Raw genomic sequence first — 22,102 nt, 5'->3', positions numbered from 1 at the left:
GTATCGCGCCCGTTTTCTCTTGACGAGGGCGCAACCATGTCATCCTACACCACGATATCTCCAGATAAACTTGCGCGGTTGATCGGCACGGCGAACATGCCTGTCCTGATCGACGTCCGTACCGACGAGGATTTCGCCGCCGACCCGCGGCTGATTCCCGGCGCCGTCAGGCGTAGCCATCAGGACGCCGCCAATTGGGGCGAGGAGTTCTCCGGCCGTCCCGCCATCGTGACTTGCCTGCGCGGCCAAAAGCTTGCGCAAGGCACCGCCGCCTGGCTACGGCATCTCGACGTGTCGGCCGAAACGCTCGAAGGCGGCTTTGAAGGCTGGAAGGCCGCCAAGCTGCCGCTGGTGCCGGCCGCAAAGCTACCCGCGCGCGATGCGCGAGGCCGCACGGTCTGGGTCACCCGGGCGCGGCCGAAGATCGACCGCATCGCCTGCCCCTGGCTAATTCGCAGATTTGTCGATCCAAACGCGGTATTCCTGTTCGTCGCCCCGTCCGAAGTGCTCGCGGTTGGCGAACGCTTTAACGCGGCGCCGTTCGATGTCGAGAACGTGTTCTGGAGCCACCGCGACGAACTCTGCACCTTCGACGTGATGATCGAGGAATTCGGTCTGGCGACGCCGGCTCTGTTGCGGCTGGCAACCATGGTCCGCGCCGCCGATACCGGCCGGCTCGATCTTTCGCCGGAAGCGCCGGGGCTGCTTGCGGCCTCGCTCGGCCTGTCGCGAATGTTCGACGATGATCTCGCGCAATTGGAGGCTGGCATCACGCTGTATGACGCCTTCTATCGCTGGTGCCGCGATGCGACCGGCGAAACCCACAATTGGCCGAGCAACAAGGCGAAGTCGTAATGGAAGCGACCATCAACAAAACAGCCGAGGCCGGTGCCAACAGCGAATACGCGCACGGCATCAGCTTCGGCGAGGCATTCCGGGTCTGGCTGCGGGTGGCGTGTTTGAGTTTCGGCGGCCCGGCAGGCCAGATCGCAGTGATGCATCGCATCCTGGTCGAGGAAAAGAACTGGATTTCCGAGAGCCGGTTCCTGCATGCGCTGAACTACTGCATGCTGCTGCCGGGGCCGGAGGCGCAGCAGCTCGCCACCTATATCGGCTGGCTGCTGCACCGGACCGCCGGCGGCATCATGGCCGGCGGACTTTTCATCCTGCCCGGCATCATCGCCATCATGGGGCTGAGCTACATCTACGCGGCCTACGGCAATGTCGGCTTCGTCGAAGCGGTGTTCTTCGGGCTGAAAGCCGCAGTGCTCGCCATCGTCGTGCAGGCCGTGGTGCGGGTCGGCAAACGCGCGTTGCGCAACCGGGTCATGATCGCGCTGGCAGGCATCGCCTTTGTCGCGATCTTTTTCTTCAATGTCCCCTTCCCGATCATCATCATTGCCGCCGGCGTGATCGGCTATCTCGGCGCGCGGAGCGGCCGGCCGGAATTCGCCGCGGTCGAACGTGGCGGCGGCGGCAAGAAAACGGCTGTTGTCGACAGCCTGCTCGGCGAGGAGTTGCCCGAGCATGTCCACCCGAGTGTATCCAAGGCGCTGAAAGTCAGTTCGGTCTGGCTGCTGTTATGGCTGGTGCCGGTGGCCGCGCTGCTGATCGCGTTCGGCCAAGACAATGTGTTCAGCCAGATCGCGCTGTTCTTCTCGAAGATGGCGATGGTGACGTTCGGCGGCGCCTATGCCGTGCTGGCCTATGTCGCCCAGCAGGCGGTCGAGCACTATCACTGGGTGCAGCCGCGCGAGATGCTGGACGGCCTCGGCATGGCCGAGACCACGCCGGGCCCGCTGATCATGGTGCTGCAGTTCGTCGGCTTCATGGCCGCCTTTCGCGATCCCGGCACGCTGTCGCCGATGATGGCGGCGACCCTCGGCGGATTGCTGGCGACCTGGGTCACCTTCATGCCCTGCTTCCTCTGGATATTCCTCGGCGCGCCCTTCATCGAGACCCTGCGCGGCAACAAGGGGCTAGCCGGCGCGCTAACCGCAATCACCGCCGCCGTGGTCGGCGTGATCCTCAATCTGTCGATCTGGTTCGCGCTGCATACGCTGTTCCGGCAGACGACGCCGGTTCGATCGTTCGGGTTGTCGTTCGACATGCCCGTGCTGTCGAGCATTGATATTGCCGCGTTCGTGCTGGCGGCTGCCGCCGCCACCGCGATCTTCCGCCTCAATGTCGGCATGCTCTGGGTGCTGGCGGGGTCCTGCGCGGCGGGCGTGGCGTTGCGGCTGACGGGGATGATTTGAGGGGCGGCGCTGCCGCCGACACCCGTCTTAACCACGAAACAGGCGTTCGATCCCGTCGCGCCACGTCTGAAGTTAGGCTGACTCCCGACCGATTCTGGTTTGCAGTTCCGCAATGTCGATGAATCCGTCGGCCTGACGACGCAATTCTTCGGCGACGATCGGCGGCTGGCTCGAAATCGTCGAGGCTACGGTGACGCGGACGCCTCGCCGCTGCAGCGATTCAACCAGCGCGCGGAAAGCGCCATTGCCAGAGAACAACACGATCTCGTCAAGATGCACGGCGAGCTCCATCGCATCGACCGCGAGTTCGATATCAATGCTGCTCCTGAACTTGCGGCGACCGCCGGCGTCGGCGAACTCTTTCGATGCCTTGGTAATGACGGTGTAGCCGTTGTAACCAAGCCAGTCGATCAAGGGACGGATCGAGGAGAATTCCTGATCCTCACTGACAGGCGTGTAGTACAATGCCCGCAACAACGAACCGCGGTTCTGGAATTCCTGGAGCAGACGCTTGAAGTCGATGTCAAAGCCGAGCGCCCTGCCGGTTGCGTGAAGATTGGGGCCATCGATGAAGATCGCCATTCTGCCGGGCTTCGATCGCAACATATGACCGTCCTTGAACCGAGAAAAAATGAGCGTCGTTCAGGCCGGTGCGTCACCGGCTTCCGGCTCACCAGCATCATTCAAACGTTCCGCTTGCGAAACCATGTCGTCGAATGCAGCGATCGCCGCGTCGATCTCGCGGAAGCTGCAACAATCGACCGACACCTTTGTGTCGTGGTCGAACAACTCGATCCACAACGGCGGCTCGTCGCCCACGGGCGATGAATCATTGAACATCCGGATTTCGTGTATTCCGATCCTCACGATTGAGATAACGCTCGGCACAGAGGCACTCTCCGGAATGCCGGACAGCGCTATGAACGCCTGCGTCACTCGCAATCTGCCGGACGTATGGCCGGATTTCGTGCACATCTTGCAATCCCTGAATGGCGGTATCAGACACGGCGTTCGGCGCCCTACACACCTTCATCCGCTCGCTGTGAAACCTGGGAGATACCGCAGCAAAAATCGCGCAACCGAAACCGGCCGGCTCGAAGCAGCAATTCATATCTAGCAGACACCCCGCATCCGGCTTGCTATCCTGCGCCAATTATTTGATCTTCTGCGCCACGATGCCCCCTCGCGGCGAACAGACCGCAAACGGATGTCGCAATAGAGGATGATGTCTCGTGCCTGCTACCAAACCGGGGCGCATCGATTCGATTCCGAGTGCCTCAGGCGGTATCGCCCGGATGGTTTGCGCTGAGCTGCGCGAACGAGGTATTCCTCTGGCGCCACTTTTGTCGAAGGCCGGATTGAGCGTTGAGCAGATTGATGATCGCGCCGCCCGCGTCGAGGTCCAGAGCCAAATCAAGATTCTGAAACTCGCTGCCGACGTGCTGCAGGATGGCCTTTTGGGCTTTCATCTGTCGCGGGAGTATGATCTTCGCGAGATCGGCCTGTTTTATTACGTCCTGGCATCCTCCGAAGTCTTGAATGACGCCTTGCAAAAGGCAGCACGCTACAGCCGGATCACCAACGAGGGCGTTTCACTGACATATCGCGCCAACAAGGAAGTCGCGATCTCCTTGGATTACGTCGGCGTCGAACGACGCTCAGACTACCATCAAATCGAATTCTGGCTGGTTTCCCTCGTTCGCCTGTGCCGGCAACTCACCAACCGCCGATTGATACCGAGCAAGATCAGGCTGGTTCACCACCGCAAGAACACGCCAGCCGAATTTCGGTCGCTGTTGGGATGCGAAATCGAATTTGGGGCCGGAGCGGATGAATTGGTTTTTCCAAGTGCGATCGCACAGCTGCCCATCGTCAGTGCCGACAGCCACCTCAATCAGCTCCTGATGCAATACTGCGAAGATGCTCTCGCTCATCGGTTGCCGGCCCGCACCAGCCTGCGCGCAAGCGTGGAAAATGTAATGGCTCCGTTGCTCCCGCATGGAACGGCGAACGCCGTCGAAATCGCCCGCCACCTCGGCATGAGCCATCGGACTCTGGCGCGCAAGCTCTCGGCGGAGGGACTGACCTTCTCGGACATCGCAGAGGAGCTGAGGAGCGACCTCGCGGGTCATTACCTGGGCGATACCGACCTTCCGATTTCGCAGATTGCCTGGCTGCTCGGTTACCGCGAAGTCAGCGCCTTTACTCACGCATTCAAGCGCTGGACCGGGCTTACACCACGACAGTCGCGGGCACAGCATCCGCCTGCGGCTGTCGGCGGGGCTTCAAAAATCCGGCAGCGCCTCCGGAAACCATCCGGCCGATAGGTAACCGGCCTCTCGTCCCGGCGTAATCGCCTTACACCCGCTCCGCCGGCGCGAGCTTGCAGACCGCGCCGCTGGACTCGATCTGCAGCGTGGCGTGATGAATGTTGAAACGGTGCGACAGCTCCTCGCAGACCCGATGCAGGAATGCGTCGTCGCTGCCGTCAGGCCGCACCAGATGCGCCGTCAGCGCGGTCTCGTTGGTGCTCATGGCCCAGATGTGGAGGTCATGCACTTCCGAGACGCCGTCGAGTGCGCCGAGATAGTCCCTGACCTTTGCCAGCTCGATGCCGCGCGGCACGCCGTCGAGCGCGAGATTGACGCTGTCGCGCGCCAGCCCCCACCCGCTCACGAGCACCACACCGGCGATGGCGAGGCTGATCGCGGGATCGACCCACAGCCACCCCGTGAACATGATCACCAGGGCCGCGACCACCACACCAAATGACACGCCGGCATCGGCGGCCATGTGCAGATAGGCGCCGCGAACATTGAGGTCGCCATGGCGGCCGCGCATGAACAGCAAGGCCGTGCCGCCATTGATGACGATGCCGAGTGCAGCGACCGCCACGACGGTCCAGCCGGCCACCGGCGCGGGGGCCGAGAGGCGATTGATCGCCTCGACGATGATGCCGCCAACGGCGACCAGCAGAAGGCCGGCGTTGAACAGCGCCGCGAGGATCGAGGCCCGCCGGTAGCCATAGGTATGCCGCTGGGTCGGTTGCTTCTGCGCGAGCCACGCCCCGCCCCAGGCCAGCAACAGCGCGATCACGTCGGAGAGATTGTGAACGGCGTCCGAAATCAGCGCCAGCGAATTGGCGGCATAGCCGAAGACGAGTTCGGCGGCGACGAACGCCGCATTGAGCGATGCGCCGACGGCAAATGCCCATCCGAAACTGTCGGGCGCATGGCTGTGCCCGGCGTGGTCATGTCCGTGGGAATGGTCGTGGTGGTGGTGGTGTGCGTGCGCCATGCCAGATTTATAGCGCGCGGAATTGCGAATACTATCACAGCGCCCTGCCCGTCAGAGCGAGACCGCGATCAGTTCCTCCACCAGTGGACCGCCGCCGACCGGAAACACGACGAACTGCTTGCCGCCGGCGATATAGGTGATCGGCGCGCCGACGGCGTTGGCCGGCACCGCGATCTCTGCCAGCATCTCGCCCGAGGTCTTGTCGTAGACCCACAGATGCGGACTGAAATTGTTGAGATCGGCGATCCGGCGCATTCCACCCGCAGGCAGTCGCGGCGCGCCGAAATAGCCTGACTGTACAACGATCATCACCGTTTTCGTGATCAGCGCCCAGCTGCGTGTGGGAAATCCCAGCCGCTCACGTATGCCCAAGGCTTGAATGGTCGGAATAAGCTCGGCACGCCCGATCGGAATCCGCCAGCGATGCTCGCCGCTGTTCATATCGATGGCAAGCATGCTGCCGAATGGCGGCTTGAGCAGCGGCAAGCCACGCGGCCCGGACAGGTAACGGAATTCGCCGATAAAGTCGTAGCGCGACTCCCCCGGCGCCGGCCTGCGAACGGTGATCACAAACGGCAGCCGGTAGGTGCTGACATAGAGCATGCCGGTGTCCGGATCGATCGCCGCACCTGCCCAGTTGCCGCCGCCGGCGACGCCGGGTACCTGGATGGTGCCTCGTTCCGACGGCGGGGTGAACAGCGGACCGTGATCGTATTTCGCTACGATGTCTCTTGCCTCCTGACGGAGTTCAGGCGTGAAATCGATCAAGTCTTCGTCGCGCACGCCCTGAAGGTCGATCGGGGCCGGCCTCGTCGGAAAGGGCTGGGTCTTCGATGCAATTTCACCGGGAACGGTCGAAGCCGGCACCGGCTGCTCCTCGATCGGCCACACCGGCTGGCCGGTGACGCGATCGAACACGTAGACGAACGCCTGCTTGGTCACCTGCGCCACCGCCTTGACCGCTTTGCCGCCGACGGTGATGTCGATCAGGGTTGGCGCTGCCGGAGTGTCGTAATCCCACAATCCATGATGCACGAGCTGGTAGTGCCAAACCTTTCTGCCGGTGGCTGCTTCGAGACACACGATGCTGTCGCCGTAAAGCCCGTCACCGGGACGATGCCCGCCATAGTAATCGTTGGTCGGCGTGCTCACCGGCAGATAGACATAGCCGAGCTCTTCATCCGCGCTCATCGGCGCCCAGACATTGGCGTTACCCGCCTCGCGCCACGAATCCCGTTGCCAGGTCTCGACGCCGGCCTCTTCGCCCTGCGGCACGGTGTGGAAGGTCCAGAGCAGCCGGCCGGTCACGACATCGAAGCCGCGTACGTCGCCGGGCGGCGACGGGCTTTTCCGCCACCAATCCATGACGGACGATCCAACCACGATGACGCCGCGTACGATCACCGGCGGCGAGCTCATGGTGTAGTAGTCGCGGTCGACGTCGCGACGCAGACCCTGCGTGAGATCGATCCGGCCGTCATTGCCAAAGCCCGGCACCGGCTTTCCGGTCTTCGCATCCAACGCGATCATCTGCGCAAATGCCGTGAGCATGATGATGCGCTCGTCTTCGCCATTGCGCCAATAGGCGACGCCGCGATGCAACCAGCCATCATTGGCGGGAATGCCGAGTCCGTTTTCGTAAACCTTGGGATCAAACACCCATTTGGTTTCGCCGGTGACGGCATCGACGGCGGCAACCTGTGACAGCGACGTCGAGGTGTAAAGCACGCCCCCGACCATCAGCGGCGTCGATTCATGGGCGCGGGTCGGGCCGACGGACGGATTGGCTTCCTTGACCGCCATGTCCGGCGACTTCCAGCGCCAGGCGACATGGAGGTTTTTCGCGTTGGTCCGCTCGATTTGCGTGAGCGGCGAATAGCGCGACGCGGCGTAGGTCCCGGCATAGGCCGGCCATTCGCCTTGCGACAATGCCTTGGCCGATTCAGGCAGCGCACCGGGGATGGGCTGAGCGTTGAGTAAAGACGGCATGGCGAGCATCAGGACTGCTCCGCCGATCGTTGCGATGAGTCGTTGCCATTCCGCTTTGCGCAATGCCGCCTCCCCTTTTCTGGAGAGCATCGGCGAGAACCCTGATGCAGTCAAAGGGCATCCAGCAAAACCGCGAGCGGATAACGAAATCGTAATCCGCCGCCAAGACGTGGATGCCTGGCACCCGTCTCCGCCAAGGCTTCGACGAGGCCACGAGTCGCTGGCCCGCCGGAGCTTTAGCGAAGGCGGCAAGGCCGGGCATGACGACGTTTGGTATAGCCCGTCCCCGCCCTACTCCACACCCCGCAGGAACTTGTTCGACTTCGGCAGGCCGTGCGCGAGGCGACCGGCGTCGGCGCGGTTGCCGCGCCAATCGGCCAGTTCCTTCCAGCTCATGCTTTGGTCGCGGCCGGCGGAATCCTTCCAGCCGAGCCCCGCCTTGGAATCGAATACCGCGACGTCGGATAGTTTCGCGCTGGTGTATTTCTGCAGCCGCACGCCGCGGCCGCGCGCCATCTCCGGCACCTGGTCGAGCGGGAACAGCACCATCTTGTGGTTGGTGCCGATCACGGCCACGGTGTCGCCGGCAACGGTCGTGATCGCGCAGGCCTCGTTCGGCATTTCGACGTTGAGCACCTGTTTGCCCTTGCGGGTGTTGCCGACGCAATCGTCTTCGTTGACGATAAAGCCCTGCCCTTCGTGGCTCGCGATCAGGAATTTTCGGCCGCCCTTGTTGACGAACAGCGACACGATCGCGGTTTCCGGCTCCATGTCGATGAACATGCGGATCGCCTCGCCATGACCGCGGCCGCCCGGCAGCTTTGCGACGTCGAGCGAGTAGAATTTGCCGTTGGTCGCGAACACCAAGAGCTTCGAGGTGGTCTCGGCGAAGAACGCATGGTCGAGCTTGTCGTCGGTCTTGAAGGCGAGCCCGGAGATATCCTCGACATGGCCCTTGAGCGTGCGCACCCAGCCCTTTTCGGAGATCACCACCGTGCACGGCTCGCGCTCGACGAAGGCCTCCTCGATCGCGGCCAGATCGTGCTCGGGTGCATCCGCGAAGGTGGTGCGGCGCTTGCCGAGCGGCGTCTTCGGACCAAACATGTCGCGGACCTTGCGGACCTGATCGCCGACCTTGGACCATTGCTCGGTCTCGGAGCCGAGCAGCGCCTTGATGCCCTTCAACTCGGCCCGAAGGTTCTTGTCCTCGGTGCGGATCTCGAATTCCTCGAGCTTGCGCAAACGGCGCAGCCGCATGTCGAGGATGGCGTCGGCCTGGACCTCGGTCAGCTTGAACGCCTTCATCAACTCCGGCTTCGGTTCATCCTCGGTGCGGATGATCTTGATCACCTTGTCGATGTTCAGATAGGCGATCAGGTAGCCGCCAAGCACTTCCAGCCGGTTCTCGATCTGGGTCTTGCGGTAGTTTGAGCGGCGCAGCAGCACATCGCGCAGATGATCGAGCCATTCGCGCAGGCATTCGGCAAGGCCAACCACTTTCGGGATCTTGCCCTTGATCAGCACGTTGAGGTTCAGCGAAATCTTGCTTTCAAGCTCGGTCAGCCGGAACAGCGATTCCATCATCAGCGCGGGATCAACGGCGCGAGATTTCGGCTCGATCACGAGACGGACGTCTTCGGCGGATTCGTCCCTGACGTCGCCGACCAGCGGCAGCTTCTTCTCGTTGAGCAGTTCGGCGATCTTCTCCACCAGCCGGGATTTCTGCACCAGCCACGGGATCTCGGTGATCACAACGACCCAGGTGCCGCGCGCGCCCTCTTCCTGGGTCCATCGCGCGCGGGTGCGGAACGAGCCGCGCCCGGTCATGTAGGCTTCGGCGATCGCCTCCTTGGAATCGACGACGATGCCGCCGGTCGGGAAATCCGGCCCCTTGACCCATTTCAGCAGCGACTTCGATTTGGCATCCGGCTTGTCGATCAAATGCAGTGCGGCGTCGCACAGCTCGGCGGCGTTGTGCGGCGGAATCGACGTCGCCATGCCGACCGCGATGCCCTGGGAACCGTTGGCGAGCAGGTTCGGGAAGCCGCCCGGCATCACCACCGGCTCTTTGGTCTGGCCGTCGTAATTGGGACGGAACTCGACGCCGTCCTCGTCAATGCCCTCCAGCAGCAGCTGCGCCACCGCGGTCATGCGCGCTTCGGTGTACCGATAGGCCGCCGGATTATCGCCGTCGATATTGCCGAAATTGCCCTGGCCGTCGACCAGCGGGTAGCGCGAGGAGAAATCCTGCGCCAGCCGCACCATGGCGTCGTAGATCGCCTGGTCGCCATGCGGATGGAACGAGCCCATCACGTCGCCGACGATTTTGGCGGATTTCTTGAACGCCGTGCCGGGGTCGAGCCGCAGCAGCCGCATGCCGTAAAGGATGCGCCGATGCACCGGCTTCAGGCCGTCGCGGCCGTCCGGCAGCGCGCGGTGCATGATGGTCGAAAGCGCATAGGTGAGATAGCGCTCTTCCAGCGCATCCCGCAGCATGACTTCATGGATTTCGGCCGGCTCTTCCGGCGGTAACGTTCGTTTTCCCATGGGGAGGGGTTAAACTTTTGGGCTGAATCGGGCAAGCCGCGAATCGGGGCAACACCATTTCAGCGTCGTCCCGGCGAAGGCTCAGATGCGCAATTGCGCATCGGGGGACCCATAACCACAGGTGTTTTTGAAAGAAATCGACTGGGGCCACGGTTCTTATCGATAAGCCGCGGCGTATGGGTCCCGGCTCAAGGCCGGGACGACGGGCCCTGCCGTCAGACCGCGGAACTGATTCGCGCCCGGTATTTGGTCACCGCGTTGATAAATCCATCGCGGGCGTCGGAATGGCCCTGCCCGCGCGGCTCCAGCACGTGGCGGAGCAGGAACATGCCGGTCAGACGAAAGCCGTCCTGCAAGTCCTGGTCCGACCAGCCATTCGCCCCGCCCTCGCCCTCTCGCAAAAATGCCGGGAGCGGCAGCAGCCGTTCGCGGTAGGGCTCGCCGGCGCGCCGCGACACCGCACCGCCGGATTTCGGCGACACGTAAATCAATTCCGTTGTCTCCCCGGTCGCGGCGCAGTTTTCCAGGTCGAGCCCGAAGCCGAGTTCGGCCAGCATCGCGAGCTCAAACCGGATCAGATGCGCCGCGGCGCCGCCGACGTCGTCGAAATCGTCCAGCGTGCGCTCGAACATCTCGTAGATGTCCTCGTGCGGATCGCGCTCCGGCAACAGCCGCACCAGCGAAGCCAGATGGGTGACGCCATAGGTCGCATGCGCCGACGCCAGCAAGGTCGCCGCGCGCAGCCGCGTGCCCTCGATGGCGTAATATCCGAGATGCTCGTCGAGCCGCGCCCGCCACACCGTGGTGACGCTGTTGCCGGGCTGCAGCAGCGGCCGCATCCGTTTCCCCGCGCCGCCGCGCACCAGGCCAAGGTGCCGGCCGTGGCTGCGCGTCAAGAGTTCGACAATGGCGGAAGATTCGCCATGCCGCCGCACCCCCAGCACGATGCCTTCGTCGGTCCATTCCATGGGCGGGAGTTTACAGGATTCCGGCAGCGCGGGCAGCTATCTCAGGATAGTCATTCCGGGGCGATGCAAAGCATCGAACCCGGAATCTCGAGATTCCCAGGTGCGCAATTGCGCACCTGAGGTCTGGTGCTTACGCACCATCCCGGAATGACGGCATCAATCACTACGCGTTGAACCAGCCCACCGCATCGCCGGTGAAGGAAAAATACAGCCCCGCCGTCGTCAGCGCGCAGGACACGACCTCGATGGCGCTGTCGAGTTGCAGGCCGTTCGCACCGATCACCTGCACCAGCGAGATCACCGACAGCACCAGCGCCGCGGCCAGCACCCAGCGCGGCCAGTTCTTGCGGTCCCGCGCCGCGAGCCGAACGAAATAGACCAGCAGCAGGATCAGGCCCGCCGCCATCAGGGTCGCGACCATGACCATCTGCTCGGTCATGTCGGCTTTCGGCGTCCGGTCCTGGAACGCGACCGACACCGCATCCAGCGTCAGCGACAGATAGAGCAGCACTTCAAACCAAACTACGTTCCTGGGCAAGGTCATCGAAGACGCCGATCATCGCTGATGTTTCTTGATTATTCTTTGGGGAATTCAATTCCCATTTCGCGGTAGCGCTCCGGGTCGTCGCCCCAGTTCTCGCGCACTTTGACGAACAGGAACAGATGCACGGGCTGACCCAGTATCTCGGCGATCTCCTTGCGCGAATCCGCGCCGATCGACTTGATGGTGGCGCCGCCCTTGCCGAGGACGATTTTGCGCTGACTCTCGCGCTCGACAAAGATGGTCTGCTCGATGCGGACCGATTTGTCCTTGCGCTCGGTCCAGCTGTCGGTCTCGACGGTGGATTGATACGGCAGCTCCTGGTGCAGCTGGCGGTAGATCTTCTCCCGGGTGATCTCGGCCGCCAGATGCCGCATCGGCGCATCCGACATCTGGTCTTCGGGATAGTGAAACGGGCCTGCCGGCACCATTTTGGCGAGTTCGGCGCGCAGATCGTCGACGCCGTCGCCCGACAGCGCCGAGATCATGAAGGTGTGTTCGAACTTCATGCGGTCATTGGCGGCCTGCGCCAGCGCCAGCAATTTCTCGCGCGGGATCAAATCGATCTTGTTCAGCACCAGGATTTTCGGGTGCTGCACGCTCGCAAGCCTGCTCAGGATCGCGTCCGCTTCCTCGTCGAGGCCGGCTTTGGCATCGAGCAGCACGCAGACCAGATCGGCGTCATGCGCCCCGCTCCAGGCGGTCGATACCATGGCGCGGTCGAGCCGCCGTTTCGGCGCGAAGATGCCGGGCGTATCGACCAGGATGATCTGCGCGTTGTTCTCGATCACGATGCCGCGGATCAGCGCCCGCGTGGTCTGCACCTTGCGCGACACAATCGTGACCTTGGAGCCGACCAACGCGTTGACCAGTGTAGACTTGCCGACATTGGGCGCGCCGATCAGCGCGACGAAGCCGCAAGCGGTCTGGGCCGGAGATTCAGCTGTCATTGCCACCACCGCCGACGCCTTCGCGCTCGATCATCACGGACGCCGCAACCTTCTCGGCCGCGCGCTTGCTGCCGCCGACGCCTTCGGCCGGCTCGAGGCCCGGCAGTTCCACGGAAACGCGGAACTGCGGATCGTGATGCGGCCCGGTGCGCTCGACCTCGCGATAGACCGGCGTCGGCATCCCCTTACTCTGCGCCCATTCCTGCAACACCGTCTTGGGATCGCGCAGCGGCCGGCGCGGCTTGCGCATCCGCTCGGTCCAGTTGCGTTCGACGAATTGGGCGGCAGCACCGTAGCCGCCGTCGAGAAAGATCGCCCCGATCACGGCTTCGCAGATGTCGCCGAGCACGGATTTACGCAACCGGGCGCTGGCGCTGGCGCCCACCTGGCCGAGCTTGATGTCGTCGACCAGCCCGAGCGACTTGGCGACATCGGCGCAGCTTTCCTTGCGCACGAGATCGGCGAGGCGTTTTGACAGCTCGCCCTCGTCGGCGTTCGGAAAGGCGCGATACAGCATGTCGGACACGATCAGCCCGAGCACATGATCGCCGAGAAATTCGAGGCGCTGATAGCTTTCGGCGCGATTGCGCGCGGGTTTCAGCGCGGACACATGCGTGAACGCGGTGGTCAGGAGGTTGGGATCGCCGAATTTGTGGCCGATGCGCGCTTCAAGCGCAGCCGCCGCGGCCTTCGCCGATTCCTTGGCCGAGCCCCTGCCGCGCTTCTTCTTGGGCGCAGGTTCGCCACCGGCATCAGGCTGCGGGCTCTCGCCCTGTGTCGGGGTATTCCTGATGACGGGCGTTTCGTCGTTCATCGCACGATTGAAAAAATGCGATTCCAGCGCACCGCGGTCGGCCAGCGCCAGAACATCCAGGCATGTTCGCCCTCGGCAATGGAGAAGAAGATCATTTGCGCCCGGCCGACGATGTTTTCAAACGGCACATAGCCCACCGCCGACAACACGCGGCTGTCGGTCGAATTGTCCCGGTTGTCGCCCATCATGAAGAAATGGCCGGCCGGCACGGTATAGATGGTGGTGTTGTCGTAGAAGCCGTTGTCGACGCAATCGAGCGACTCATAGGAGACGCCGTTCGGCAATGTTTCCTTCCAGCGCTTGACGCGCGCGGTGGCGTCGGAGCCGCACGGGTCCTCACCGATGAAATCGCTCAGGCGCTCGCGCTTGATCGGGGCGTCGTTGATGTAGAGCAGTCCCTCGCGCATCTGGATGCGGTCGCCCGGCAGGCCGATCACGCGCTTGATGTAATCGGTGGAATCGTCCTTCGGCAGACGGAACACGACGATATCGCCGCGCGACGGCTCCGAGCCGAAAATGCGGCCCGAGAACAATGGCGGCGACAGCGGGATCGAGTAGTGGCTGTAGCCGTACGAATATTTCGAGACGAACAAATAGTCGCCGACCAGCAGCGTCGCCTTCATCGATCCCGAGGGAATGTTGAAGGGTTGGAACAGGAAGGTGCGGATCACGAGCGCGATCAGGAGGGCGTGGATGACGACACGGATGGTTTCGCCCAAGCCGCTTTCAGTTTTTGTCCCGGATGTCACGCTCATCGCTTTCCCAATTCCCGCAAGGCTGCTTCAAGCAAGGCTAGTCTTAAACAGAGGCTTGGCCTGCACGGTGGCAGAACGTTTTCCTCACGCGAATCGAGAGTTCCGTTCGCGTCAAGAAAATGGTCTTCGATACTGATGTTGAAGGCAAATTCCGGCGCAAAACCCGAATTCGCCCTGGCTCGGTAGTGTCGCTGCGGCGTTTTAGACGGTTGTTCGCGGCCGTGCAATCAAGCGCCTCGATAAAACTTCGTAATCCATTGATAAATCAATGTTTTTTAGTTTTACGTCGGTCCCCCGGCGCGAACGGCCGCCTGCCCTATGATTTGTCCGCAACGACCGCCGAAATTATGACGAAGGCCTGCGCCAGCGGCCAGTCGTCGGTGATGGTAAGGTCGATCCGGGCCTCGAACCCCTCCGGCGTCAGCTTCTCGAGCCGGGCCAGCGCCCCGCCGGTCAGCTTCATGGTGGGACGGCCGCCCGGCAGGTTCACCACCCCCATATCCCGCCACCAGACGCCCTGGCGGATGCCGGTGCCGAGCGCCTTGGAACAGGCCTCCTTGGCCGCGAACCTTTTGGCATAGGTCGCGACCAGCATCTTCTCGTTGTTGGCGCGGCGCGCGGCCTTGGCGCGCTCGGCATCGGTGAAGATGCGGTCGAGGAAGCGCTCACCATGGCGTTCGATCACCTTGGCAACCCGCGTGATGTCGATCAGGTCGGAGCCGATGCCGATGATCATGCCGGAGCCACGCTGCGCTGGCGCCCGCGGTCCATCGCTGCCCGCATACTGCGGACGGTTTCGCCGAGGCCGACGAACAGCGCCTCCCCCATCATGAAGTAGCCGATGTTGAGTTCGGCGATCTCGGGCAGAGCGGCGATCGTCTCGGCCGTGTCGTAGTCGAGGCCGTGGCCGGCATGAACCTCAAGCCCGGCGGCGCGCGCCAGCTTCGCGCCCGCGACAATGCGCTGCCATTCCGCCTCGGCCTTGGCGGCATGGCCATCCACCACCGCGTCGCACCAGCCGCCGGTATGGATTTCGATCACCGGCGCCCGGAGGCGCGCGGCCATCTCGATCTGGGCGGGATCGGCGGCGATGAACAGCGACACCCGGATGCCGGCATCGTTCAGGCGCGCGATGAACGGCGCCAGCGCATTGTGCTGGCCGACCACATCAAGCCCGCCTTCGGTGGTGAGTTCTTCGCGACGCTCGGGAACCAGGCAGACCGCGTGCGGCCTGGTCGCCAGCGAAATCCGCAGCATGTCCTCGGTCGCCGCCATCTCGAAATTCAGGGGTTTTGAGATTTCGGCCTTGAGGCGCGCCATGTCGGTGTCGCGGATATGGCGGCGGTCTTCGCGCAGATGCGCGGTGATGCCGTCGGCCCCCGCCTCGATCGCGGTCAGCGCGGCGCGCACCGGATCGGGCCGCGCGCCGCCCCGTGCGTTACGCAAGGTAGCGACGTGATCGACATTGACCCCGAGGCGCAGCGGAAGAGCTTTCGGCATTTCACTCTCTTGGAATCCTGTGGGCGAAGTTACCCATTAACACGCTCGACCCGTGCGACGACGGCCTTGGCGCGCAACTGGGCGATGATAGCGCTGAGATGCTTCAGGTCATAGACCTCGAGATCGATGGTCAGCTCGGTGAAATCGGGGGAGCGGCGCGACATGCTGATATTGTCGATATTGCCGTCATGCTCGGCGATCACGGTGGCGACCTGGGCAAGGCTGCCGGGCTCGTTGACGTTGTGCACGAGAATCCGCGCCGGAAAACGTTGCGGCATGGTCTCGTCGACGTCCCAGCGCACGTCGAGCCAGCGCTCCGGCTCTTCCTCGAAATCCTTCAGCGCCGGCGACTGGATCGGATAGATCGTGATCCCCTCACCCGGTGAAACGATGCCGACAATGCGGTCGCCCGGCACCGCGCCGCCGTTCGGGGCGAACTTGACCGGCAGGTCGGAATTGAGGCCACGCACCGGGATCACCGACGCGCTGCGCGCCGGATGCGGCGGCGATTTCAGCTTCAGCTTGTCCGCGAGGCTTCTCTTGGCCCCGTAACGCACCATCCGCTCTTCCTTGTAGTCCGGATACATCGCCCGCGCGACGTCGGACGCCTTCAGTTCGCCGCGCCCGACGGAGGCCATCACGTCTTCGATCGAGGCGCGCGCCAGCCGGGGCAGCGCGCCCTTCAGCTTGTCATCGGCGTATTCGATCTTGGCGCGGGCAAACAGGCGGTCGACGATACGGCGGCCAAGTCCGGCATATTGATCGCGCACGGCGGTCCGGGTGGCGCGGCGGATCGCCGCCCGCGCCTTGCCGGTGACCGCGAGCGACTCCCAGGCCGACGGCGGCGCCGCCTGCGCCTGCGAGGTCAGGACCTCGACCTCGTCGCCGTTCTGCAGTTCCGACGACAATGGCGCGAATTTGCCGTTGATCTTGCAGCCGACCGCGCTGTTGCCGACGTCGGTATGCACCGCATAGGCGAAGTCGATCACGTTGGCCTGACGCGGCAGCGCGATCAGCTTGCCCTTCGGGGTGAAGCAGAACACCTGGTCGTGGAACAGTTCGAGCTTGGTGTGCTCCAGGAACTCTTCCGGATTGGCGCTTTCGGACAGGATGCCGACGGTGTGACGGAGCCAAGCAAAGGCGTTGGACTCGTGCTTGAGCCGCTCGGTCGGCGAGCCCTCCCCCTCCTTGTAGAACGCATGCGCAGCGATGCCGAATTCGGCGATCTGGTTCATCTCCTCGGTGCGGATCTGCAATTCGACGCGCTGCTGGCCGGGACCGATCACGGTGGTGTGGAGCGAACGATAGTCGTTCTGCTTCGGCGTCGAGATGTAGTCCTTGAAGCGCCCCGGCACCACCGGCCAGGTGGTATGGACGACGCCGAGCGCGCGATAGCAGGATTCGACGTCACCCATCACGACGCGGAAACCGTAGATGTCGGACAATTGTTCGAAGCCGACCGACTTGCGCTCCATCTTGGTCCAGATCGAAAATGGCTGCTTGCGGCGGCCATAGACCCGCGCGGTGATGCCGTTCTTCTGCAAATTCTTCGACAGCTGGCTTTCGATCTCGCCGATCAGATTGCGGTTGCGCTCGGCCAGTGCGTCGAGCCGCTGCATCACCACCGCATAGGCTTCGGGATCGAGCGTGTGGAACGACAGGTCCTCGAGCTCTTCGCGCATTTCCTGCATGCCCATGCGGCCGGCGAGCGGCGCATAGATGTCGAGCGTCTCCTCGGCGATCCTGCGACGCGAGGCGTGCGGCACGAATTCCAGGGTCCGCATGTTGTGCAGGCGGTCGGCGAGCTTGATGAGCAGCACGCGGACATCGTCGGCGATCGCCAGCAGCAGCTTGCGCAGGTTCTCGGCCTGCTTGGCCTCGCGCGAAACCAGTTCCAGCCGCTTCAGTTTGGTGAGGCCCTCCACCAGCGCGCCGATCTCGTGGCCGAACACGTTGTCGATCTCGGCGCGCGTCGCCTCGGTGTCCTCGATGGTGTCGTGCAGCAGCGCTGCGACGATGGTGGCATCATCGAGCTTGAGGCCGGTGAGGATCGCCGCGACCTCGAGCGGATGCGAGAAATAAGGATCGCCCGATGCGCGGGTCTGGGTGCCGTGCGCCTTCATGGCGTAGACATAGGCGCGATTGAGCAGGTCTTCGTCAGTGTCCGGATTGTACGAGCGGACACGCTCGACCAGATCGTATTGCCGCATCATGCGCGAGCGGGGGGATTTGGGCCGCTCCACCGCGGGCAAGGCCGGCGCCACCGCGACCGAATCGGTCGCAGCCTGCATTTGCCGGGATATGCGGCGCCAGAACGCCATCGATTTACTGCCTCATCCGCGCGCCGAACTCGGCCCGCTGCAAGAATGCCTCAAGAACACTAATGCGATTTCGAGCGAAGCTGCACCCCGTTAGGGGTCCGCGAACGATCAATTTCGCATGGCTTGGGACGATTGTGATGCCGAACCCGGCCAAGCTGCCGCCAACCCGGTTCAGGCGATCTCGCACCCATCCGCCAAGCACGCATCGTACCTGAAAAAATGTCAACAAAAGCAAAGGCCCGGACGAATGTCCGGGCCTTTGTCAGATCAGGGTGTTCGGGACGTCCCGTTGCCGGGTCTATTCGTCCTCTTCGGGCTGCTCTTCCGGCGGCGCCAGGCCCTCGAGGCCCTTCAGGAGCTCTTCTTCGGTCATGCGCTCGACCGCAACCTCGGTGTCGTCGGCATCGACGCTGGCGCCGGCCGAGCCGATCAAAGGCACGGTATCGGGCTCAGGCTCATCGACTTCGACGAATTTCTGCAGGGAATGAACCAGTTCCTCGCGCAGATCTTCCGGGGAGATCGAGGAGTCGGCGATTTCTCGCAGCGAAACGACCGGATTCTTGTCGTTATCGCGATCAACTGTGAGTTGTGATCCGGAGGAGATCATACGGGCGCGATGTGCTGCCAGCAGGACCAGGTCGAACCGGTTGTCGACCTTATCAATGCAATCTTCCACGGTGACGCGCGCCATAGACTGTCGCTCCGTTAAATGGGGCCCAATATGTCGGTTATGGGGGCTAGTTATAGGGGCGGATGGCATTTCGCAAGACTAAATTTGTGATTTGCCTTCTTAATGGGCTCTGGTAACCCAATTCCCGGGGCCAGAAGGCCGGAGCGTCCGAAGACGGCGGGACACCGTTCGGGACAAGTATTCTCTCCTTACAACGTCAAAAGACTAGGTATTTCGCCCTCGCCTCACCATAATTGCAGTGGTGATTGTCGTGGGGAAAGATTCACCGAACTTTAGGCAGCTGAACTGGAAAGTGCGCGCGGTCGATTCCCGCTGCGCTAAAAACGTTAACAACAACGCGAGAACCCTTTGATGTCACCCGCTTCCAACAAGATCGCGCTCTTCATCGATGGCGCCAATCTCTATGCAACCGCAAAGACACTCGGCTTCGACATCGACTACAAGCGTCTTCTCAAGGAATTCCAGAGTCGCGGTACGCTGGTGCGGGCGTTCTACTACACGGCGATCATCGAAGATCAGGAATATTCATCGATCCGTCCTTTGATCGACTGGCTCGACTATAACGGCTACACCGTCGTCACCAAGGCGACCAAGGAATTCATAGACGCCAGCGGCCGCCGCAAGGTGAAGGGCAATATGGACATCGAGCTCGCCGTCGATGCCATGGAGCTCGCCGAGCACGTCGACCAGATCGTGCTGTTCTCCGGCGACGGCGATTTTCGCTCCCTGGTTGAAGCGGTGCAGCGGCGCGGCGTTCGCGTCACGGTGGTGTCGACGATTTCGAGCCAGCCGCCGATGATCGCCGACGAATTGCGCCGCCAGGCCGACGTCTTCACCGATCTGGTCGAGCTGCAATCCAAGCTCGGCCGCGATCCCTCGGAGCGCCCCGCTCCGCGCGAGCCGCGTCATCACGCACCGCAATTCCTGCAGCGCGCCACCACCATGGCGCCGCGGGCCGCCGGCGACGACGATTTCGAAGATTGAGAATGATCCGCTGCACTGCTAGAGCCCGGTTCTGGAATCAGAACCGGGCTTTGGCTTTTGTCGTGACGCGCTTTCCTCACACCAACCGGTATTCGCTGCGCTCGAAAACGCTATGGTCGTAGATGGCTAGCGTCGCCGCCCTTCCCGCAACCGAACCCGACCGCAACTGCCCGCTCTGCCCGCGGCTCGCCGAATTTCGTGGGCAGGCGCGCCTGCGCGAGCCGGGCTGGCACAATGCACCCGTGGCCTCGTTCGGCGATCCGAAGGCCCGGCTATTGATCGTGGGGCTGGCACCGGGCCTGCAGGGCGCCAATCGCACCGGACGCCCCTTCACCGGCGACTACGCCGGCGACCTGCTCTATGCGACCTTGCTGGAATATGGCTTTGCCAAAGGCAGCTATCAGGCACGGCCCGACGACGGGTTGCGGCTGGCCGACTGCCGGATCAGCAACGCGGTGCGCTGCGTGCCGCCGCAGAACAAGCCGCTGCCGGTCGAGATCAACACCTGCCGGCAATTCCTGATCACGACCATCGCCGGCATGCCAAAACTTCGCGCCATCGTGGCGCTCGGGCGCATCGCCCATGAATCGACGGTGAAAGCGCTGGGGCTGCGAAACGCCGCGGTGCCATTTGCGCACGGCGCCGTGCATACGGCCGGCGCGCTCAGGCTCTACGACAGCTATCACTGCTCCCGCTACAACACCAATACGCGCGTGCTGACGCCGGAAATGTTTCGCAATGTGTTTGCGAAAGTAAGGGCGGATCTGGATTCGTAGGGTGGGCAAAGGCGCGCTTGCGCCGTGCCTACCATCTTCATCGAAACGAGCATGGTGGGCACGCTTCGCTTTGCCCACCCCTACAAGATCAAACCCGGTTTTCCTTCAGCCACGCCAGCACGTCGCCGGCATTCCGGTCCGGCGGAAACACCGGATAGAACACGTGGCTGATGCGCCCGCCATCGATGATCAGCGCCAGCCGCTTGATCAGCGTCAGCCCCGCCACCTCCATGGTCGGTAATTTCAAAGCGCGGGTCAGCGCCAGCTTCTCATCCGACAGCACCGGGAACGGCAGATGCAGCCGCGACGCCATTTCGGTCTGGTAGATGTTGCTTTGCGTCGACAGGCCGAAGACGTGCCTGGCGCCGGCGGCCTTCAGATCGGCGAACAGATCGCGGAACGAGCAGGTCTGCGGCGTGCAGCCGCGCGCGCCCGGGATCATGTCCCAATCATCGACCAGGCTGATCTTGCCGGGCTCGCCGGTGCGGGGATAGGCGAATACGACGACCCTGCCCGGCAACGCCGATAGCGTGACCGAATTGTCGTCGGTCGCCATCAGGCTGAGCGGCGGGATCGCCAGGCCTACCAGATGGGCAGCTGCGCCATCATCCGACGGCGCCGGGATCTTGCTCCAATCGACTTCGAGAAGGTTTTTTTGATTCATTGTTGCAACTCTCCATCGTCCTCATTGCGAGCGAAGCGAAGCAATCCATGGTACCGCAAGGAAGATGGATTGCTTCGTCGCAAGTGCTCCTCGCAATGACGGAAAGACATTAGGGAGCCGCTAACCCCGCGCCCGCAGCAGGCGGCCCTTCTCCCGGCCCCAGTCGCGTTTCTTCTCGCTCTCGCGCTTGTCGTGCAGCTTCTTGCCCTTGGCCACCGCCAGCAGCAGCTTGGCGCGGCCGCGCTCGTTGAAATAGAGTTTTAGCGGAATCAGCGTCATGCCGTCGCGATCGACCGCGCCCATCAGCTTGTTGATTTGCTTGCGGTGCAGCAGCAGTTTGCGCGGCCGCTTGGGCTCGTGGTTGAAGCGATTGGCCTGCAGATATTCGGGGATATTGGCGTTGATCAGCCAGATCTCGCCGTCCTTGGTGTCCGCATAGGACTCCGCAATGGTGGTCTTGCCGTTGCGAATTGATTTCACCTCGGTGCCGGTCAGCGCGATGCCGGTCTCGATGGTGTCCTCGATCGCATAGTTGAACCGGGCCTTGCGGTTCTCGGCGACGACCTTGATGGGGCGCTCGTTCTTCTCGGCCACGTTAGCTCTTCTTGAGGAGATCGCGGATCTCGGTCAGCAGCTCTTCCTGGCGCGTCGGCTTCGGCGGTGCCGCGGGCGCGGCTTCATCCTTGCGCTTCAGCGTGTTCATGGCGCGAATGACGATGAACAGCACGAAGGCGATGATGACGAAATTCAGTGTCAGGGTCAGGAAGCTGCCCCAGGCCAGCACGGCGCCCTGCTTCTTGGCATCGGCCAGATTGGTCGCCGTCACCGACTTCGACAATCCGGTGAAATAATTGGAGAAGTCGAGACCGCCGGTGATCGCACCGATGATAGGCATGATGACGTCGCCGACCAGCGAGGTCACGATGGCGCCGAAGGCCGCACCGATGATGACGCCGACGGCGAGGTCGACGACATTGCCCTTCATCGCAAACTCGCGGAATTCCTTCAGCATAGTCGGTTTCCTTCGTGCATCAGGCGAAGTGAGAG

At 62.9% G+C, this 22,102-nt stretch carries 21 protein-coding genes and 1 pseudogene; 6 read left to right on the top strand and 16 right to left on the bottom strand.

Translation table 11 applies throughout. The annotated features are described in order from the left end of the window. Window positions 1-36 precede the first annotated feature (36 nt). Window positions 37-855 (top strand): chromate resistance protein ChrB domain-containing protein, encoded by an 819-nt coding sequence (locus tag JQ629_RS07510; RefSeq protein WP_212412111.1) that lies wholly within the window; start codon window positions 37-39, stop codon window positions 853-855. Further along, window positions 855-2,258, top strand: coding sequence for a chromate efflux transporter (chrA, locus tag JQ629_RS07505; protein WP_212412180.1), 1,404 nt, complete (start codon window positions 855-857; stop codon window positions 2,256-2,258). The genes JQ629_RS07510 and chrA overlap by 1 nt, the downstream gene beginning before the upstream one ends. 81 nt (window positions 2,259-2,339) lie before the next feature. Here the strand turns inward: chrA and JQ629_RS07500 are convergent. Continuing rightward, window positions 2,340-2,864 (bottom strand): annotated as a pseudogene (locus tag JQ629_RS07500) (LabA-like NYN domain-containing protein); the annotation flags it as partial. Window positions 2,865-2,889: 25 nt separating this feature from the next. On the opposite strand from JQ629_RS07500, the gene JQ629_RS07495 reads away from it, so the two are divergent. Together JQ629_RS07495 and JQ629_RS07490 are read left to right on the top strand one after the other, a co-directional pair. Continuing rightward, window positions 2,890-3,375 carry a hypothetical protein gene (locus tag JQ629_RS07495; protein WP_212412109.1) on the top strand — a complete coding sequence of 162 codons (486 nt, stop codon included), beginning with the start codon at window positions 2,890-2,892 and terminating at the stop codon, window positions 3,373-3,375. Window positions 3,376-3,490: 115 nt separating this feature from the next. Beyond that, window positions 3,491-4,585, top strand: a complete 1,095-nt coding sequence (locus tag JQ629_RS07490) for an AraC family transcriptional regulator (protein WP_349631225.1) — start codon at window positions 3,491-3,493, stop codon at window positions 4,583-4,585. Window positions 4,586-4,616: 31 nt separating this feature from the next. On the opposite strand, the gene JQ629_RS07485 is transcribed toward JQ629_RS07490, so the two are convergent. The 12 genes from JQ629_RS07485 to rpoZ all read right to left on the bottom strand — a co-directional run bounded on the left by JQ629_RS07485 (window position 4,617) and on the right by rpoZ (window position 18,631). Then, complete coding sequence (locus tag JQ629_RS07485; RefSeq protein WP_212412108.1) at window positions 4,617-5,555, bottom strand: cation diffusion facilitator family transporter; 939 nt, start codon at window positions 5,553-5,555, stop codon at window positions 4,617-4,619. A gap of 51 nt (window positions 5,556-5,606) precedes the next feature. Continuing rightward, window positions 5,607-7,553, bottom strand: coding sequence for a PQQ-binding-like beta-propeller repeat protein (locus JQ629_RS07480; protein ID WP_212412107.1), 1,947 nt, complete (start codon window positions 7,551-7,553; stop codon window positions 5,607-5,609). Between the two features lie 282 nt (window positions 7,554-7,835). Next, complete coding sequence (gene parC, locus JQ629_RS07475) at window positions 7,836-10,091, bottom strand: DNA topoisomerase IV subunit A (RefSeq protein ID WP_212388275.1); 2,256 nt, start codon at window positions 10,089-10,091, stop codon at window positions 7,836-7,838. A 215-nt stretch (window positions 10,092-10,306) separates the two neighbouring features. Beyond that, window positions 10,307-11,059 (bottom strand): DNA repair protein RecO, encoded by a 753-nt coding sequence (gene recO / locus JQ629_RS07470; RefSeq protein ID WP_212412106.1) that lies wholly within the window; start codon window positions 11,057-11,059, stop codon window positions 10,307-10,309. Between the two features lie 163 nt (window positions 11,060-11,222). Then, window positions 11,223-11,603, bottom strand: a complete 381-nt coding sequence (locus JQ629_RS07465) for a hypothetical protein (RefSeq protein WP_212412105.1) — start codon at window positions 11,601-11,603, stop codon at window positions 11,223-11,225. A 32-nt stretch (window positions 11,604-11,635) separates the two neighbouring features. After that, the gene (gene era / locus JQ629_RS07460; RefSeq protein WP_212263656.1) at window positions 11,636-12,550 is read right to left on the bottom strand and encodes a GTPase Era; all 915 of its coding nucleotides are present in this window, start codon (window positions 12,548-12,550) and stop codon (window positions 11,636-11,638) included. After that, window positions 12,540-13,364, bottom strand: coding sequence for a ribonuclease III (gene rnc / locus JQ629_RS07455; RefSeq protein ID WP_212412104.1), 825 nt, complete (start codon window positions 13,362-13,364; stop codon window positions 12,540-12,542). The genes era and rnc overlap by 11 nt, the downstream gene beginning before the upstream one ends. Further along, window positions 13,361-14,119, bottom strand: coding sequence for a signal peptidase I (lepB, locus tag JQ629_RS07450; RefSeq protein ID WP_212038338.1), 759 nt, complete (start codon window positions 14,117-14,119; stop codon window positions 13,361-13,363). Before lepB ends, rnc begins: the two co-directional genes overlap by 4 nt. A 316-nt stretch (window positions 14,120-14,435) precedes the next feature. After that, window positions 14,436-14,855 carry a holo-ACP synthase gene (gene acpS / locus JQ629_RS07445; protein WP_212412103.1) on the bottom strand — a complete coding sequence of 140 codons (420 nt, stop codon included), beginning with the start codon at window positions 14,853-14,855 and terminating at the stop codon, window positions 14,436-14,438. Further along, window positions 14,852-15,619, bottom strand: a complete 768-nt coding sequence (locus JQ629_RS07440; RefSeq protein WP_212412102.1) for a pyridoxine 5'-phosphate synthase — start codon at window positions 15,617-15,619, stop codon at window positions 14,852-14,854. The genes acpS and JQ629_RS07440 overlap by 4 nt, the downstream gene beginning before the upstream one ends. A gap of 29 nt (window positions 15,620-15,648) precedes the next feature. After that, window positions 15,649-17,910 (bottom strand): RelA/SpoT family protein, encoded by a 2,262-nt coding sequence (locus JQ629_RS07435; protein ID WP_249134871.1) that lies wholly within the window; start codon window positions 17,908-17,910, stop codon window positions 15,649-15,651. Window positions 17,911-18,238: 328 nt separating this feature from the next. Next, window positions 18,239-18,631 carry a DNA-directed RNA polymerase subunit omega gene (rpoZ, locus tag JQ629_RS07430; protein WP_074276225.1) on the bottom strand — a complete coding sequence of 131 codons (393 nt, stop codon included), beginning with the start codon at window positions 18,629-18,631 and terminating at the stop codon, window positions 18,239-18,241. Between the two features lie 351 nt (window positions 18,632-18,982). Between rpoZ and JQ629_RS07425 the strand changes: the two genes are divergently transcribed. Next, complete coding sequence (locus tag JQ629_RS07425; RefSeq protein ID WP_212412101.1) at window positions 18,983-19,615, top strand: LabA-like NYN domain-containing protein; 633 nt, start codon at window positions 18,983-18,985, stop codon at window positions 19,613-19,615. Between the two features lie 122 nt (window positions 19,616-19,737). Beyond that, complete coding sequence (locus JQ629_RS07420) at window positions 19,738-20,391, top strand: uracil-DNA glycosylase (protein ID WP_212388257.1); 654 nt, start codon at window positions 19,738-19,740, stop codon at window positions 20,389-20,391. 88 nt (window positions 20,392-20,479) lie between these two features. On the opposite strand, the gene JQ629_RS07415 is transcribed toward JQ629_RS07420, so the two are convergent. The 3 genes from JQ629_RS07415 to mscL all read right to left on the bottom strand — a co-directional run bounded on the left by JQ629_RS07415 (window position 20,480) and on the right by mscL (window position 22,067). Next, window positions 20,480-21,055, bottom strand: a complete 576-nt coding sequence (locus JQ629_RS07415) for a peroxiredoxin (protein ID WP_212412100.1) — start codon at window positions 21,053-21,055, stop codon at window positions 20,480-20,482. A 120-nt stretch (window positions 21,056-21,175) separates the two neighbouring features. After that, window positions 21,176-21,649 carry an SsrA-binding protein SmpB gene (gene smpB / locus JQ629_RS07410; protein ID WP_027537130.1) on the bottom strand — a complete coding sequence of 158 codons (474 nt, stop codon included), beginning with the start codon at window positions 21,647-21,649 and terminating at the stop codon, window positions 21,176-21,178. Between the two features lies 1 nt (window position 21,650). Then, the gene (mscL, locus tag JQ629_RS07405; protein WP_212263662.1) at window positions 21,651-22,067 is read right to left on the bottom strand and encodes a large conductance mechanosensitive channel protein MscL; all 417 of its coding nucleotides are present in this window, start codon (window positions 22,065-22,067) and stop codon (window positions 21,651-21,653) included. Window positions 22,068-22,102 lie beyond the last annotated feature (35 nt).

This window comes from Bradyrhizobium sp. AUGA SZCCT0222 (assembly GCF_018130205.1).
GTDB lineage: Bacteria > Pseudomonadota > Alphaproteobacteria > Rhizobiales > Xanthobacteraceae > Bradyrhizobium.
This window is presented reverse-complemented; position numbering and strand designations above follow the sequence as displayed.

Bases quoted from the DNA above. Each gene is read 5' to 3' on its own strand.
- JQ629_RS07510 (WP_212412111.1), top strand. From the start codon at position 37: ATGTCATCCTACACCACGATATCTCCAGATAAACTTGCGCGGTTGATC.
- chrA (WP_212412180.1), top strand. From the start codon at position 855: ATGGAAGCGACCATCAACAAAACAGCCGAGGCCGGTGCCAACAGCGAA.
- JQ629_RS07495 (WP_212412109.1), top strand. From the start codon at position 2,890: ATGAGCGTCGTTCAGGCCGGTGCGTCACCGGCTTCCGGCTCACCAGCA.
- JQ629_RS07485 (WP_212412108.1), bottom strand. From the start codon at position 5,555: ATGGCGCACGCACACCACCACCACCACGACCATTCCCACGGACATGAC.
- JQ629_RS07480 (WP_212412107.1), bottom strand. From the start codon at position 7,553: ATGCTCGCCATGCCGTCTTTACTCAACGCTCAGCCCATCCCCGGTGCG.
- parC (WP_212388275.1), bottom strand. From the start codon at position 10,091: ATGGGAAAACGAACGTTACCGCCGGAAGAGCCGGCCGAAATCCATGAA.
- recO (WP_212412106.1), bottom strand. From the start codon at position 11,059: ATGGAATGGACCGACGAAGGCATCGTGCTGGGGGTGCGGCGGCATGGC.
- JQ629_RS07465 (WP_212412105.1), bottom strand. From the start codon at position 11,603: ATGACCTTGCCCAGGAACGTAGTTTGGTTTGAAGTGCTGCTCTATCTG.
- era (WP_212263656.1), bottom strand. From the start codon at position 12,550: ATGACAGCTGAATCTCCGGCCCAGACCGCTTGCGGCTTCGTCGCGCTG.
- rnc (WP_212412104.1), bottom strand. From the start codon at position 13,364: ATGAACGACGAAACGCCCGTCATCAGGAATACCCCGACACAGGGCGAG.
- lepB (WP_212038338.1), bottom strand. From the start codon at position 14,119: ATGAGCGTGACATCCGGGACAAAAACTGAAAGCGGCTTGGGCGAAACC.
- acpS (WP_212412103.1), bottom strand. From the start codon at position 14,855: ATGATCATCGGCATCGGCTCCGACCTGATCGACATCACGCGGGTTGCC.
- JQ629_RS07440 (WP_212412102.1), bottom strand. From the start codon at position 15,619: ATGCCGAAAGCTCTTCCGCTGCGCCTCGGGGTCAATGTCGATCACGTC.
- JQ629_RS07435 (WP_249134871.1), bottom strand. From the start codon at position 17,910: ATGCAGGCTGCGACCGATTCGGTCGCGGTGGCGCCGGCCTTGCCCGCG.
- rpoZ (WP_074276225.1), bottom strand. From the start codon at position 18,631: ATGGCGCGCGTCACCGTGGAAGATTGCATTGATAAGGTCGACAACCGG.
- JQ629_RS07425 (WP_212412101.1), top strand. From the start codon at position 18,983: ATGTCACCCGCTTCCAACAAGATCGCGCTCTTCATCGATGGCGCCAAT.
- JQ629_RS07420 (WP_212388257.1), top strand. From the start codon at position 19,738: ATGGCTAGCGTCGCCGCCCTTCCCGCAACCGAACCCGACCGCAACTGC.
- JQ629_RS07415 (WP_212412100.1), bottom strand. From the start codon at position 21,055: ATGAATCAAAAAAACCTTCTCGAAGTCGATTGGAGCAAGATCCCGGCG.
- mscL (WP_212263662.1), bottom strand. From the start codon at position 22,067: ATGCTGAAGGAATTCCGCGAGTTTGCGATGAAGGGCAATGTCGTCGAC.